Annotated in this window: 15 protein-coding genes, 1 other RNA gene and 1 riboswitch; of the genes, 9 read left to right on the plus strand and 7 right to left on the minus strand. The window is 64.1% G+C overall.

The window, feature by feature from the left end:
* Window positions 1-14: 14 nt before the first annotated feature.
* Window positions 15-920 (minus strand): transcriptional activator NhaR, encoded by a 906-nt coding sequence (gene nhaR / locus V6E02_RS03630; protein ID WP_347307259.1) that lies wholly within the window; start codon window positions 918-920, stop codon window positions 15-17.
* 103 nt (window positions 921-1,023) lie between these two features.
* On the opposite strand from nhaR, the gene htpX reads away from it, so the two are divergent.
* Genes htpX through V6E02_RS03670 form a run of 8 tightly spaced genes read left to right on the plus strand, consistent with a single transcriptional unit; the run spans window position 1,024 to window position 8,435 of the window.
* Window positions 1,024-1,899: a protease HtpX gene (htpX, locus tag V6E02_RS03635; RefSeq protein ID WP_347307261.1), complete on the plus strand. Its 876-nt coding sequence runs from the start codon at window positions 1,024-1,026 to the stop codon at window positions 1,897-1,899.
* A 4-nt stretch (window positions 1,900-1,903) separates the two neighbouring features.
* On the plus strand, window positions 1,904-2,878 hold the full coding sequence (locus V6E02_RS03640) for a TerC family protein (RefSeq protein WP_347307263.1): 975 nt from the start codon (window positions 1,904-1,906) through the stop codon (window positions 2,876-2,878).
* Between the two features lie 60 nt (window positions 2,879-2,938).
* On the plus strand, window positions 2,939-3,433 hold the full coding sequence (purE, locus tag V6E02_RS03645) for a 5-(carboxyamino)imidazole ribonucleotide mutase (RefSeq protein ID WP_347307265.1): 495 nt from the start codon (window positions 2,939-2,941) through the stop codon (window positions 3,431-3,433).
* Entirely contained in the window at window positions 3,430-4,605 is a 1,176-nt protein-coding gene (locus V6E02_RS03650; RefSeq protein ID WP_347307267.1) for a 5-(carboxyamino)imidazole ribonucleotide synthase, read from the plus strand. The genes purE and V6E02_RS03650 overlap by 4 nt, the downstream gene beginning before the upstream one ends.
* 15 nt (window positions 4,606-4,620) lie before the next feature.
* Window positions 4,621-5,055, plus strand: a complete 435-nt coding sequence (locus V6E02_RS03655) for a phosphate-starvation-inducible protein PsiE (RefSeq protein ID WP_347307269.1) — start codon at window positions 4,621-4,623, stop codon at window positions 5,053-5,055.
* 3 nt (window positions 5,056-5,058) lie between these two features.
* The gene (locus V6E02_RS03660) at window positions 5,059-5,937 is read left to right on the plus strand and encodes a phosphoribosylaminoimidazolesuccinocarboxamide synthase (protein ID WP_347307271.1); all 879 of its coding nucleotides are present in this window, start codon (window positions 5,059-5,061) and stop codon (window positions 5,935-5,937) included.
* A 3-nt stretch (window positions 5,938-5,940) separates the two neighbouring features.
* Complete coding sequence (locus V6E02_RS03665; protein ID WP_347307273.1) at window positions 5,941-7,782, plus strand: AMP-dependent synthetase/ligase; 1,842 nt, start codon at window positions 5,941-5,943, stop codon at window positions 7,780-7,782.
* Window positions 7,783-7,793: 11 nt separating this feature from the next.
* The gene (locus V6E02_RS03670) at window positions 7,794-8,435 is read left to right on the plus strand and encodes a S24 family peptidase (protein WP_347307275.1); all 642 of its coding nucleotides are present in this window, start codon (window positions 7,794-7,796) and stop codon (window positions 8,433-8,435) included.
* Between the two features lie 31 nt (window positions 8,436-8,466).
* Here V6E02_RS03670 and V6E02_RS03675 read toward each other — a convergent pair whose 3' ends face one another.
* From V6E02_RS03675 to V6E02_RS03700, 6 genes are all read right to left on the minus strand, one after another.
* Window positions 8,467-9,264, minus strand: coding sequence for a sulfite exporter TauE/SafE family protein (locus V6E02_RS03675; RefSeq protein WP_347307277.1), 798 nt, complete (start codon window positions 9,262-9,264; stop codon window positions 8,467-8,469).
* A gap of 7 nt (window positions 9,265-9,271) precedes the next feature.
* Window positions 9,272-9,721 carry an EVE domain-containing protein gene (locus V6E02_RS03680; protein WP_347307278.1) on the minus strand — a complete coding sequence of 150 codons (450 nt, stop codon included), beginning with the start codon at window positions 9,719-9,721 and terminating at the stop codon, window positions 9,272-9,274.
* 97 nt (window positions 9,722-9,818) lie between these two features.
* Window positions 9,819-10,403 carry a 5-formyltetrahydrofolate cyclo-ligase gene (locus V6E02_RS03685; RefSeq protein ID WP_347307280.1) on the minus strand — a complete coding sequence of 195 codons (585 nt, stop codon included), beginning with the start codon at window positions 10,401-10,403 and terminating at the stop codon, window positions 9,819-9,821.
* Between the two features lie 102 nt (window positions 10,404-10,505).
* A non-coding RNA gene (ssrS, locus tag V6E02_RS03690) (6S RNA) lies at window positions 10,506-10,682 on the minus strand.
* Window positions 10,683-10,715: 33 nt separating this feature from the next.
* Complete coding sequence (locus tag V6E02_RS03695; RefSeq protein ID WP_347307282.1) at window positions 10,716-11,030, minus strand: cell division protein ZapA; 315 nt, start codon at window positions 11,028-11,030, stop codon at window positions 10,716-10,718.
* 2 nt (window positions 11,031-11,032) lie between these two features.
* Window positions 11,033-11,227: a DUF904 domain-containing protein gene (locus tag V6E02_RS03700; RefSeq protein WP_347307284.1), complete on the minus strand. Its 195-nt coding sequence runs from the start codon at window positions 11,225-11,227 to the stop codon at window positions 11,033-11,035.
* 116 nt (window positions 11,228-11,343) lie between these two features.
* Window positions 11,344-11,606, plus strand: a riboswitch (cobalamin riboswitch).
* Window positions 11,607-11,728: 122 nt separating this feature from the next.
* Between V6E02_RS03700 and V6E02_RS03705 the strand changes: the two genes are divergently transcribed.
* Window positions 11,729-13,564: a TonB-dependent receptor domain-containing protein gene (locus V6E02_RS03705; protein WP_347307286.1), complete on the plus strand. Its 1,836-nt coding sequence runs from the start codon at window positions 11,729-11,731 to the stop codon at window positions 13,562-13,564.
* Window positions 13,565-13,608 lie beyond the last annotated feature (44 nt).

Genomic DNA, 13,608 nt, shown 5'->3' on the forward strand with positions numbered 1-13,608 from the left:
TGCGCGCAAGTGCTTCAGTCGGGCCGTCCGCTCCGGGAAAATAGCCGGTCGCGCGCCGCCTCGGTCACCAGACGCAGCGCCGGATGGCTGATGCGCCGCTCGGCGGTGATGGCGTAATAGGCTTCGTTCACCCCCTTGGCGCGGCCAATCTCCTTCACCTTGTACTGTGCTTGCACCTCTGCGGCCAGCACCGCCGGCGCCGGGAAGATGCCCCGCCCCGCTTCGCCGAAGGCCTTCATCAGCGCCGCATCATCGAACTCGCCCACGATGCGTGGCCGTACACCCTGTGCCTCGAACCATTCCTGAAGACGTAGGCGCGAGGCGGAGTCCTCCCCGGGCAAAAGCATGGGCGCCCCATCAAGACAGGCGGGGAATCGTCGGCAACTCCGCGCGAGTGGGGCGGCAGCGAAAAAGGCCAGTTGCGATTCCCCTAGGCGGTGGTTGTAGCCTTTGACACGCACCGTAGACGGCAGCATGCGATCTGCCACCACCACGTCCAAGCGGTGCAGGGCAAGCTCTGCTAGCAGCCGGTCGAGCTTGCCTTCCTGGCAGACCAGGCGCACCGGCTCGGCAAGCTCCGTCACCGGCGCCAACAAGCGGTAAGCCACATTCTTGGGCACTGCGTCGGAAATGCCCACCCGCAGCGGTTGCGCGAACTCGCCACTGTTACGCAGACTGGTCTTGAGCGCCTCAGCAAGGGCGAAGATCTCGTCGGCGTAGGCCGCCGCCCGGCTGCCCGCCGGCGTCAGTTTGAGGCGCCGACCCGCGGGCTGGAGAAGGGGCGTGCCCAGGCTGTCTTCCAGCAGCTTCACCTGGGTACTCACGGTCTGAGGCGCAAGATGCAGCCGTTCCGCAGCGGCGGCGACGCTGCCGGTCTTGGCCACGGTCCAGAAGTAATACAGATGCCTCAGGTTGATCATTCGATTTTTACGAATTTTCGTTCATAAATATTCGACTTTTATTCTAGCGCAGCGCCCCTACAATGATGACTTGCCAAGTTTTGCTCTGATACGGAGGACTGCCATGAAACGCATCCTGTTGTTCCTCGCTACCAACCTGGCGATCGTGGTGATGCTGTCCATCACCCTGCGCATTCTGGGGGTGGAACCCTATCTCACCGCCCAGGGTCTCGACCTCCAGGCGTTACTGGTGTTCGCTGCCGTGTTTGGCTTCGGTGGCGCCTTCCTCTCGCTGCTGCTTTCCAAATGGAGCGCCAAGATGGCGGTCGGCGCGCGTGTCATCGACCAGCCCCGCTCCGAGGCCGAGCAGTGGCTCGTGGAGACGGTACGGCGTCAGGCGCGCCAGGCGGGTATCGGCATGCCCGAGGTGGCCATCTACGACTCGCCCGAGGTCAATGCTTTCGCCACCGGCTGGAACAAGAACAACGCGCTGGTCGCGGTATCGACGGGACTGCTCCAGTCCATGACCCGGGACGAGGCAGAAGCCGTCCTGGGACATGAGGTGTCCCACATCGCCAATGGCGATATGGTGACCCTCGCCCTGATCCAGGGGGTGGTCAACACCTTCGTCATGTTCCTGTCGCGGGTGATCGGCCACACGGTGGACCGGGTGATCTTCAAGAACGAGGAAGGACACGGCCCGGCCTTCTTCGTCACCATGATCATCGCCGAGCTGATCCTGGGCCTTATTGCCTCCCTCATCGTCATGTGGTTCTCGCGCCAACGGGAATTCCGTGCCGACCGGGGTGGCGCGCAGCTGGCGGGCCGCCAGAAAATGATCGCCGCCTTGGAACGTCTGGCCCGGGTGCATACCGCGCCCTTGCCGGACAAGATGGCGGCCTTCGGCATCGCCGGCAGCATCGGTCACGGTCTGAAGCGGTTGTTCATGACCCATCCGCCGCTGGAAGAACGCATCGCCGCCTTGCGCGCCCTCGGTTGATGCCATGGATTCAGTGACCATCGGCACACCGGGCCTGTGGGCGGGGTTCGTCTTGTTCGTGCTGGTCATGCTCGCCGCGGACCTGTTCCTGCTGGGCGGGCGCGCCGCGCACCGGGTCTCGGCGAAGGAGGCGCTGGGCTGGAGCACCGTCTGGGTGCTGCTCGCCTTCGCCTTCTGCGGCCTAATCTGGTGGCATCTGGATGCCACCCTGGGACGGGCGCTAGCCAATGCCAAGGCGCTGGAGTTCCTCACCGGCTATCTCATCGAGAAGTCCCTGTCCGTGGACAACATCTTCGTGTTCCTGATGATCTTCAGCTATTTCGCCGTGCCCGCGGAATACCAGCGCCGAGTGCTGCTCTACGGGGTGCTGGGCGCCATCATCCTGCGCGCCGCAATGATCCTCGCAGGGGTATGGGTGGTCAGCCAGTTTCACTGGGTGCTTTATCTATTCGGTGCCTTTTTGGTGATCACTGGGATCAAGATGCTCATCTTTGCCGAGCACGAACCCAGCCTGGACAAGAACCCGGTGCTGAAATGGATGCGAGGGCATCTGCGCGTCACCGAGGGCTATCACGGCGAAAGATTCACCTGCCGTCGCGACGGCGTGCGCTGGTTTACGCCCCTGTTTTTGGTGCTGGTGTTGATCGAGACCTCGGATCTCATCTTCGCCCTGGATTCCATTCCCGCCATCTTCGCCATCACCACCGACCCCTTCATCGTCTTCACCTCCAACATCTTCGCCATCATGGGCCTGCGCGCCCTGTATTTCCTGCTGGCGCACATGCACGCACGTTTCCATCTCCTCAAGTACGGCCTCGCACTGGTGCTGGTACTGGTGGGGACGAAAATGCTGGTGGCGGATTTCTACAAGGTCCCCACCGGGCTCGCCCTCGGGCTGGTCGCCGTGATCATTGCCAGCTCCATGCTTGCCAGCCTGGCGGCGACCCGCGACGGACAACCCCCCAAGGGCGGCGACTGAGCAGCCTGCTCCGCTATAATCCGCTTTTTGCGCCGGCTTAAGCCGGCGCGGGGAGCGAACATGGACAAGCCGCTGGTGGGCGTGGTGATGGGAAGCACCTCCGACTGGGAGGTGATGCAACATGCCTGCGTCATGCTCAAGGAACTGGGCGTGCCCCACGAGGCGCGCGTGGTGTCCGCCCACCGCACGCCGGACCTCCTGTTCGAATACGCGGCGCGTGCCGCCGACCGTGGCCTGAAATGCCTCATCGCCGGCGCCGGCGGCGCAGCTCATCTGCCCGGCATGCTCGCCGCCAAGACGCGGCTGCCGGTGCTGGGCGTGCCGGTGCCCTCGCGCCACCTCAAGGGCATGGATTCCTTGCTGTCCATCGTGCAGATGCCCAAAGGCGTCCCCGTGGCCACCTTCGCCATCGGCGAAGCGGGAGCCGCCAATGCCGGATTGTTCGCTATCGCATTGTTGGCCCTCGAGGATCCCGCGCTCGCTGGCCGCCTGGAAGCCTTCCGCGCGCGTCAGACCGAAACGGTGCTGGCCATGAAGCTGCCGGAGCAACCATGACGCCGGCCATGATCCTGCCAGGCGCGACGCTGGGCGTGCTGGGTGGCGGGCAGTTGGGCCGCATGTTTACCCAAGCTGCGCTCACCATGGGCTACCGGGTGCTGGTGCTCGATCCAGACCCGGATAGCCCCGCCGGCCAGATCGCCACCGAACACATCCGGGCGGACTATGGCGATCCCGCCGCTCTCACGCGCATGGGCCAGGAATGCGCGGCGGTGACCACCGAATTCGAGAACGTACACGCCGACAGTCTGCGCCTGCTGGCGCGCCACACCGTAGTCCGTCCCTCCGGCGATGCGGTGGCCATCGTGCAGAATCGGGCGCGGGAAAAGACCTTCCTGGCCGAGGCAGGCTTTCCCACCGTCCCCTTTGGCCTGGTGCCGGACGTGCAGGCGCTACCGGACGCGGCAGCGCACACAGGCTTCCCCGCTCTGCTCAAGGTGAGCCGCTTCGGCTACGACGGCAAGGGCCAGGCGCGCGTGGCAAACCTAGATGAGGCGCGTGCCGCCTTCGTCGCCATGGGCCAAGAACCCTGCGTGCTGGAGGCTTTTTTACCCCTCACGGCGGAGTTGTCGGTGGTGCTGGGACGCGACGCTGCGGGACATACCGCCTGCTATCCGGTCGCGGAGAACCGACATCACAACGGCATTCTGGACGTGAGCATCGTGCCGGCGCGGATCGCGCCAGCGGTAGCCGCGAACGCACGGGCAATGGCCATCGCCATCGCGGAAAAGCTCGACTACTGCGGCGTGATGGCGGTGGAATTCTTTCTGCTGGAAGGTAAGCGGCTAGTCGTCAACGAGATCGCTCCGCGCCCACATAACAGCGGCCATTACACCCTGGATGCCTGCCTCACCAGCCAGTTCGAGCAGCAGGTGCGCGCGCTGTGCGGCCTCCCCCTGGGCGAGACCCGCCTGTTCTCGCCGGTGGTGATGGTGAATCTGCTGGGCGATATCTGGCGCAATGGCGCCCCCGACTGGAGCGTGCTGCTCGCTCATCCCAACCTGAAACTGCACCTCTACGGCAAACGGCAGGCGCGCCCCGGGCGCAAGATGGGCCATTTCAACGTGGTGGCGCCCACGCTGGAGGCGGCCCTCGCCACCGCGCTGGCAGCGCGAGAAGCCATCGGCGTGGAAGGCCCGCCGCCCGAAGTGCGCGAACCCGCTGCCTAAATAGAAGGCCCAACCATGTCTGGTTTCTTCTTCGACTGGAACAAACGGGTGCTTGCCTTCACAGAGCGCGTGGGGCTATTCATCATCGCTGTCGCCACGGTGATCGCCACGGCTCAGGAAGTGGGCACCATGATCGAGGCGCGCCACGTGCGGCTGGCCGATCTGCTGCTGCTTTTCATCTACCTGGAGGTGCTCACCATGGTGGGGCTCTACTATGGCTCCGGCAAGCTACCCGTGCGCTTTCCCCTGTACATCGCCATGGTGGCGCTGGCGCGCTATCTCATCCTCGACATGAAGGAAATGGACGTCTGGCGCATGCTGGCCGTCACCAGCGCCATTCTGCTGCTGGCGCTGGCAGTGCTCGCCATCCGCTATGGCCACACGCGTTATCCCTATCCCCAGGACGATGCCCATGCCGAGCTGCGTCCCCCCCACCGCCGGGAAGGCTGAATCATGGGCGTCCTCTATCAATCGGAACTCCATAGCCTGAAGCTGTTGCACCGGGGCAAGGTGCGCGATATCTATGAGGTGGACGCCAAGCGGCTGCTCATCGTCACCACCGACCGGCTTTCCGCCTTCGACGTGGTCATGAACGAACCCATCCCGGGCAAGGGCGAAGTCCTCACCGCGGTCTCCAATTTCTGGTTCGAAAAACTCAAGCACATCGTTCCCAACCACCTCACCGGTGAGGCGCCCGAGTCCGTTGTCGCGCCGGACGAAGTCAACCAAGTGAAGGGCCGTGCCGTGGTGGTGAAAAAGCTCACACCGCTGCCCATCGAGGCCATCGTGCGGGGCTATCTGGTTGGCTCGGGTTGGAAGGAATATCAGGCCACGGGCAGCGTGTGCGGCATCGCCCTGCCCTCGGGACTCGAACTCGCGGACCGCCTGCCGGAGCCGATTTTTACGCCGTCCACCAAGGCCGCCCTGGGCAGTCACGACGAGAACATTTCCTTCGCGCGCATGGCAGAGCTGATCGGCACGGGCGCGGCGGAACGCGTGCGTGAGGTGGCGCTCGCCCTCTATCGGCAAGCGGCTGCCTATGCCCTGGAGCGGGGCATCATCATCGCCGACACCAAGTTCGAATTCGGCAGCGATGGTTGCGGCATCCTGCATCTCATCGACGAGGCCCTGACCCCGGATTCCTCCCGCTTCTGGCCGGCGGACCAATACCAGCCCGGCAGCAACCCGCCCAGCTTCGACAAGCAATACGTGCGCGACTGGCTGGAGGCCTCGGGCTGGGACAAGAATCCGCCGCCGCCGGCACTGCCCCCGGAGGTGATCGCCAAGACCGCGGAAAAATACCGGGAAGCCCTGCGTCGGCTCGTCGCCTGAACCATGGCGCCCTACTCCGACCCGCCGGACTACTTGGCACCCAGCGCCATCCATCCGGAGATAGCGGGCTCGCTGCCGGGCCTGTTTCAGGCGCGGGTGGCGGCCATGCCCAACAAGGTAGCCTACCGCTACTACGACAACGCCGAGCAGACCTGGAAAGCGCTCACCTGGCGCGAAGTGGCGCAGGAAGTCGCGCGCTGGCGCATGGCCCTCGCGCGGGAAAATCTCGCGCCGGGCGAGCGCGTGGCGGTGATGTTGCGCAACTGTCCCCAGTGGGTGATCTTCGATCTCGCCGCCATGAGTCTCGGGCTCACAGTGGTTCCCCTCTATCTCGACGACCGTCCAGAAAACGCCAGCTACATCATCGACCACGCCGGTGCGCGCCTTTTGCTGGTGGAAGGTCGCGTGCAGCACCGCAAGCTGAATACCATCTTGGAAGGCAGCCACTTCCTGCGGCGTGTGGTGAGCCTTGGCACGCTGGAGCCTGGCACCGTCTCCGATGCGCGCGTGGTGGTAGCAGCAGAGTGGCTCGCAGCGGCGGAAGGCACACCGGTGCCGCCCGTGAAGCTCGGCCTCGATGCCCTGGCCTCCATCGTTTACACCTCGGGCACCACGGGCCGACCCAAGGGCGTGATGCTCTCTCACGGCAACATTCTCTGGAACATCTGGTACGTGCTCCATTGCGGACCGTTCGCGATAGATGAGGTGTTCCTTTCCTTCCTGCCCATGTCCCACACCCTGGAGCGCACCGCCGGGGTCTATCTGCCCATGGCCCTGGGCGGGGAAGTGGCCTTCGCCCGCTCTGTCTCCCTGCTTGCCCACGACCTGGAGCTGATCCGCCCCACGGTGCTCATCTCCGTACCGCGCATCTACGAACGCTTTCATGCGCGCATCCGCGATGCGCTGGCGAAGAAATCTCCCCTCGCACGTCGCCTGTTCGAGCTGGCAGTGGAGGTGGGCTGGCATCGCTTCGAATGGCAGCAAGGGCGCGCACGGTGGCATCCCAAGTTGCTCGCCTGGCCGCTTTTGGCCGCGCGCGTGGCCGCCCCCATCTGCAACAAATTAGGCGGGCGGCTGCGCTACGCCGTCTCCGGCGGTGCGGCGCTCAACCCGGACATCGCGCGGGTTTTCGTGGGCTTGGGGCTGCCTCTCTATCAGGGCTATGGCCTCACGGAAACCAGCCCGGTGGTCACCGTCAACCGGCCCAAGTCCAACATCCCCGCCAGCATCGGTCTGCCGCTGCCCCAGGTGGAAGTACGCATCGCCGAAGACGGCGAGCTCCTCACCCGCAGCCGCTGCGTGATGCAAGGCTATTGGGCCGATCCGGACGCCACCCGCGCCGCCATCGATCCCGACGGTTGGCTGCACACCGGCGACAAGGCCACGGTGGACGCATACGGCCACTACCACATCATCGGCCGCATCAAAGACATCATCGTGCTGTCCAACGGCGAGAAGGTGCCGCCGGCGGACATGGAAGCCGCCATCCAGCTCGATCCCCTGTTCGCTCAGGTGATGCTAGTGGGAGAAGGCCAGCCATGGCTTGCCGCGGTGGCGAGTCTGGAGCCGGAGCAGTGGCAAGGTTTCGCACGTGGCCTCGGGCTCGATCCCGATGACCCAGCCGCGCTGGGGGAGGCACGGGTGCAGAAGGCCCTGCTTGCGCGCATCGCCGAACGTCTCAAGGATTTTCCAGGCTATGCCCAGGTGCGCCGCCTCCATGCCACTCTGGACCAATGGACCGTGGACAACGGGCTACTCACGCCGACGCTGAAAATGAAGCGCGGGCCCCTTCTCGAGAAATACCGCGACGCCATCGAGGGCCTCTATGCCGAGTTACGCGGCTGACGGAGCACGCAATGCGGCGCATGGGCGCGGGCTACGACGAGACCCCACTGCCCGACGGCCGATATGGAACGGTACAAAGCCCGGACCACGACCGCACCGAGGTGGCCGCAGGCCGAGGCTTGCGACTCAGTGGTCCCAACACCCTCAACCGCGCTTACACGCACCCGTTCGTCAAGAATGCCCCCATCGACAGCGGGCCGGCAAAAGCAGCTACGAAAGCCACGCGGACATCCTGCAGGTTCAATACACGCACACCTTCTAGGGTGGATTCTCCGTCCGAGCGGCGCTATCCTCACGCCATGAGCGAGAAGAAAGTCATTCCCATCAATCCCCTGGCGGAAGTGAGCAACTGCGCCGGCGCGGAGCCCTTCGCCCTGATGGTGCTGGACGACTACATGGAGCCCGAATTCCTTCACGGCGAGATCATCGTCTGCGAGCCGGAAGGCTTGGCGCGCGACGGTTCATTCGTGGTCGCCGAGCATCAGGGCGAGTTCTATTTTCGGCAGCTACGCATCATCGACGGCGTGTGGAGCCTGCACGCCCTCAACCCCAAATATCCTTCCTTCGAGATCGCCGGCCCCAGCGCCATCCGCGGCGTGGTAATTCTCAAGAAAAAACCCGGCCGCCGCCGGGAGATGAAGCGCTACACCTGAGCTCGAGCCGTCGCGCCCGACCCAGATGTTTTCAGATAAGCGTCCAGGCCATTCTCAGCCCCAAGGTGTAGAGCAGGAGGGCGAAGATTTTCTTGAGCTTCTTCACCGGCAGGCGGTGAGCAAGCCTTGCTCCCAGCGGAGCGGTGAGGATGCTCGTCACGGCAATCGCAATGAGCGCGGGTAGATAGACGAAGCCCACACTGCCCGCCGGCAGGCCCTCCACCAAGAGGCCATTGGCCACATAGCCGATGGCGCCCGCCACGGCGATTGGAAAGCCAATGGCGGCAGAAGTGCCGATCGCCTCGTGTAGCTTCACGTTACACCAAGTCATGAAGGGTACCGACAACGTTCCGCCCCCGATGCCCACCAAGCTGGACACCGCGCCGATCACGTTTCCTGCGGCAAACATGCCGGTCCGTCCTGGCAGGGCGCGCGCGGCCTTGGGCCGGATGTCCAGCAACATCTGGGTGCCCACATAGAACAGAAACACCACGAAGAAGCCCTTGAGAAACACGGTGGACAACCAGGCGGCCAACACGCTGCCAGCCAGCGTGCCGGTGATGATGCCGGGAGTGATGCGACGCCAGACGTGCCAATTCACCGCGCCATGGGCATGGTGGGCGCGAAAGCTGGAGACGGAAGTAAACACGATGCTGGCTAGCGACGTGCCCAGCGCCAGGTGCACCACATAAGTCTCGGGGAAATGGTGAGCGGTGAAGATGAAGGTGAGCACCGGCACGATGATGAGGCCGCCCCCCACGCCCAACAGGCCCGCCAGAAAGCCCGCGCAGGCACCCAGGGCCACGTAGGCGAACCACTCGATCAGCATCTAGCGCTCACAGAAGTCGCTCGATGAAAGCCCATTCCCGCGGATCCACCGGTGTGATGGACAAGCGGTTGCCCCGCTGCAAGATACGCATCTGCGCGAGTTCCGGATGGGCGCGCAACTCGCTCAAGGGGAGCAGCCGCGTCTTGCGCTTGAAGCGCACCTCCACGTTGAACCAACGGGGATTGTCCGGCGTGGCCTTGGGGTCGTAATACTTGCTCGAGGGATCGAACTGGGTGGCATCGGGATAGGCCGCCTTGGAAATCTCGCAGATGCCGGCAATGCCAGGCTGCTCGCAGCTCGAGTGATAGAAGAAAGCCAGATCGCCGGGCTTCATTTGATCGCGCATGAAGTTGCGTGCCTGATAGTTGCGCACCCCGAACCAGGCCACGCTGCCATCGCGCGCCAGGTCGTCGATGCTATATTCGGACGGTTCGGATTTCATCAGCCAGTAACGCATAAAGCCTCGATACGCTTCCTGGGGAAGGAAAGGTGAATGGTAACCGCAGCACCGTTGTCTTGGGAAATGCGCTGCGTCGTTTCACCAAACGCACCGATCAGCGCGGAAAACGATGGAGTCCCCGGTCTGTGAGCACCGCGTCGAGGGGTACGTCCCAGGGTTCCCGTGGCAGCCTGTCCACCCGCTGGAAGTCGTAGGCCACGCCGATGACCCGTGGCCTGCGCCAGAGGCGGCGGTGGCGCAGATAGGCAAGCGTCGCGTCGTAGAAGCCCCCGCCCATACCAAGACGGTTGCCTTCCCGATCGAAGGCCACCAGGGGCAGGAACAAAAGGTCGAGCTCACGGGCCCGCACTCGCTTTGGCGAGGCATGTTCGTGTATACCAAAGCGGTTTTGGTACCAGGTGGGCAGAGGCGTGAGTTGGGAAAACCACAGGGCTGCCGCCCCACGGCGCGGCACCACGGGCAGATAGCACTCGCGCTCGAGCCACAGCGCCCTATTGAGCAGAGGCAGCACATCGATTTCCTCCGCCATGGGTAGATAAAAACCGATACGCCGCGCCTTGGTGAGCAGGCGGTGCTCGAGGGCGACACGCAGTAACCGCCGCGCCGCGGCACGTGCCTCATGCATGTTCACCGCCTTGCGGCGGGCGCGCATTTCGCGGCGCAGCAGGGCCTTATCCATCAGCCGAGACGAATCAGTAAAGACACAGCCGCAACTGGGTCCAAGCGCGGAAGCGTTGGCGGCGAGGCTCTCAGGCGCCGCACCGAGCCAGCATGGGGGAAAGGGCCCCCCGCGCATGCCGTCCGGCCAGTCTCCTGAACCTGAGGTTCAGGGGGTCGCAGCCGGGGCGCCGCAGGTGCGTCCGCGTGGGACGCGCACAAAAGCGTCCGGAAAGCCGCAACCAAGCACAGTGGCATTGGTTCAAGGAAGTTTTGGCCGTAACGGACACCGCAGGGGATGACAGGGTCGCAATGCACCGGCCCATGGTGCCGGTCATCGTTCAAACAGATCGTCCTGATCGGCCATGGCCTCGTCAATCTGTTTTTCGAGGCAATGGATTCTACGCTTGATGTCGCCAACATCAAAGCCCCCCATGCGCGTGTTGAGGAGCTCGTGGGCGATGTTGAGCGCTGCCATGATGGCGATGCGCTCCACGCCGATCACCTTGCCCGCATCGCGGATCTCGCGCATCTTGCGGTCCAGGTACGCCACCGCCTGCATGAGCTTGTCCTGCTCCTCCGGTGGGCAGGCGATGCGGAACTCGCGTCCCATGATGGTGACGTCCACGCCGTTGGAATTGGCGGCCATGATCAGCTTTCGGGAATGCGGTTGAGGAGGCTTTCCAAACGGGCGCGCGCGCCATCCAGCTTCTCGTGCAGCGTCTTGTTCAGGTTCTGCTCGGCAGCGAGCCGCTGGCGCAGGGCGTGGTTCTCGTCCCGCAACCGCTGGCAGAAGCGCACCAGCTGCGAGACCTTTTCTTCGAGGCTTTTCAGCTCCGCGTCCATGGCGACACTATAGTTTCAAAAGTTAAGTGGCGTCAAATTATAACGGCTTCTTTTGAAAGTACTTTGTCATCTGGCCGAGCCGCCTTGACATTTGGCGCCGGGCCCCGCGGCCGTTACAATGCGCCCTCGTTTCAGGTGTCCTCCTGCCGCCAGGCAGGGGGGTGAAACTGGGAAGTCAGGTATCCGTTTGGTCGAAAACGTCGCGCAGTCGTTTTTCGGCTAGGCGGCAAGCCTGCGCTGCACCCGCAACGGTAGGCGAGTTGCGACATGCCACGATGGCCGCCCCGGCCATCGAGCCACTGGGAACCCTGGGAAGGCGGCATGCCCGAGCTCATGCTCACTCGCGAGCCCGGAGACCGGCCTGAGACGCAAGCGCGGATGCTGCGGGGGTGTGGCGTTCCGGTGGCGGCGTTCTGTCTTCCTTCCGCCTTCGTCTCCCTGCAGCACTCGCATTCGCAACGTGCGCGGCACGCGGGCTGCCTGCCGCGGGAGGGAGCCATCATGAAAAAAAGCCTCATCGCAGGCGCCATCGCCTGCGCCTTTACCCCGGCGTTCGCCGAGGAGGTTTCCACGTTTGATCTCGGCACGGTCGTCGTCACCCCCAGCCGCCATGCCGAGCCACTCACCCAGACCCTGCAAAGCACCACCGTCATCGCTCGCGAAGACATCGAGGGCGCTGGCCAACAAACCCTGCCCGAATTGCTGCAGACCAAAGGTGGCGTCGAAATCGGCGTCAACGGCGGCCCTGGGCAGGTGTCCTCCATCTTTATCCGCGGCGCCAACAGCGGCCACACGGTGGTGCTGGTGGATGGGGTACGTCTGGACAACATCACCAGCGGCACCACGGCGCTGGAACACATTCCACTCACACAGATCGAGCGTATCGAGATCCTGCGCGGGCCCGGCAGCAGCCTCTACGGCGCCGACGCCATCGGCGGCGTAATCCAGATCTTCACGCGCCGGCCGGTGGGTTCCGGCTTCGACGCGAGCCTCGGAGTGGGCAGCGATCAGATGGGACGTGCCAGCCTGGGGCTCTGGCAACGCTGGGGGGGCACCCAGCTCAACCTGCGGCTTGCCCATGAAAGCGTCAACGCCCCCTCGGCGACCAATGACCGAGCGACGACCTGGGTCTATAACGCGGATCGCGATCCCTACCGCAACACATCCCTGAACGCCGCCCTCCGCCATGACGTGGACGCCCGCACAAGCTTGGGACTCACGGTGTTCGCTGCAGAAGGCGTGGCGCATTTCGATGCGGGCACCCCTGGCGATGCGCTCAAGAAGGAGCGCGTGCAAAGCGTGTCCGCCTACAGCCGCAAGCGCCTCACGGACGACTGGGCGAGCCTGCTACGCCTCGCCCAGGGGGTGGATGATTACCGCTGGATCAATGTGAATTACGCGCCGGTCACTTCCACCCAGGACCAACTCACCTGGCAAAACGACATCACCCTCGGGCGCGGCGCGCGCCTCACCGCCGGCGTGGAATACGTGGCCCAGAAACTCAGCAGTGGCACGCCCTATGACCGCACCCGCCGCCACATCGCCTCGGGCTTCGCCATTTATCGTCTCGATACTGGACCCCATGCGATGCAGCTTTCCCTGCGTCACGACGAAAACAGCCAGTTTGGCGGCCATACCACCGGTGGCATCGGCTATGGCTACCGGGTTTCGCCGGCGTGGCGCGTGACCGCCAACCTGGGCACTGCGTTCCATGCGCCGACTTTCGATCAGTTGTATTACCCCAACAGTGCCAATCCTGACCTCAAGCCCGAAAAGTCCACGGGTGAAGAAATCGCCGTGCACTACGCCGAAGCAGGGCGCGAGGTCTCCCTCACGGGGTTTGCCAATCGCATCCGCGACCTCATCGCCTTCGACCAAAAGGTAAAGAAACCCACTTGCCCGTGGGGCTGCCCGGTGAACGTTGCACGCGCCCGCACCCAGGGCGTGGAGCTCGCCGCCAGCCTGCCTCTCGCCAGCCAATGGCGGGCTGTGGCGCGCGCGACGATACAGGAGGCTGTGAATGCCGACAGCGGGCGACGCCTGGCAAGACGGGCGGAATACTATGGCAGCCTGGGGCTCAACTGGAAAAGCGGCCCCTGGCAGGTAGGGGCCGAAGTGGTGGGGAGCGGCGATCGCTTCGATTCTATCAACGAAGATCCGTCTAGCCACCTTCCGGGTTATGGCTTCCTCAATCTGCGCGCAGCTTACGCCATCGACCGGACACTGACTCTCGCCGGCCGTTGGGACAACGTTTTCGATCGGACATACGAACTGGTCAAGGGCTATCCCGCCCGCGGTTCCACGGTATTCGTGGAGCTGCGCTACCTGCCGCGCTGACACCCGCAAAAAAAAGCCCGCCATTCGGCGGGCTTTTCGCCGGG

Origin of the sequence: Thiobacter sp. AK1 (genome assembly GCF_039822265.1) — a bacterium.
GTDB lineage: Bacteria > Pseudomonadota > Gammaproteobacteria > Burkholderiales > Thiobacteraceae > Thiobacter > Thiobacter aerophilum.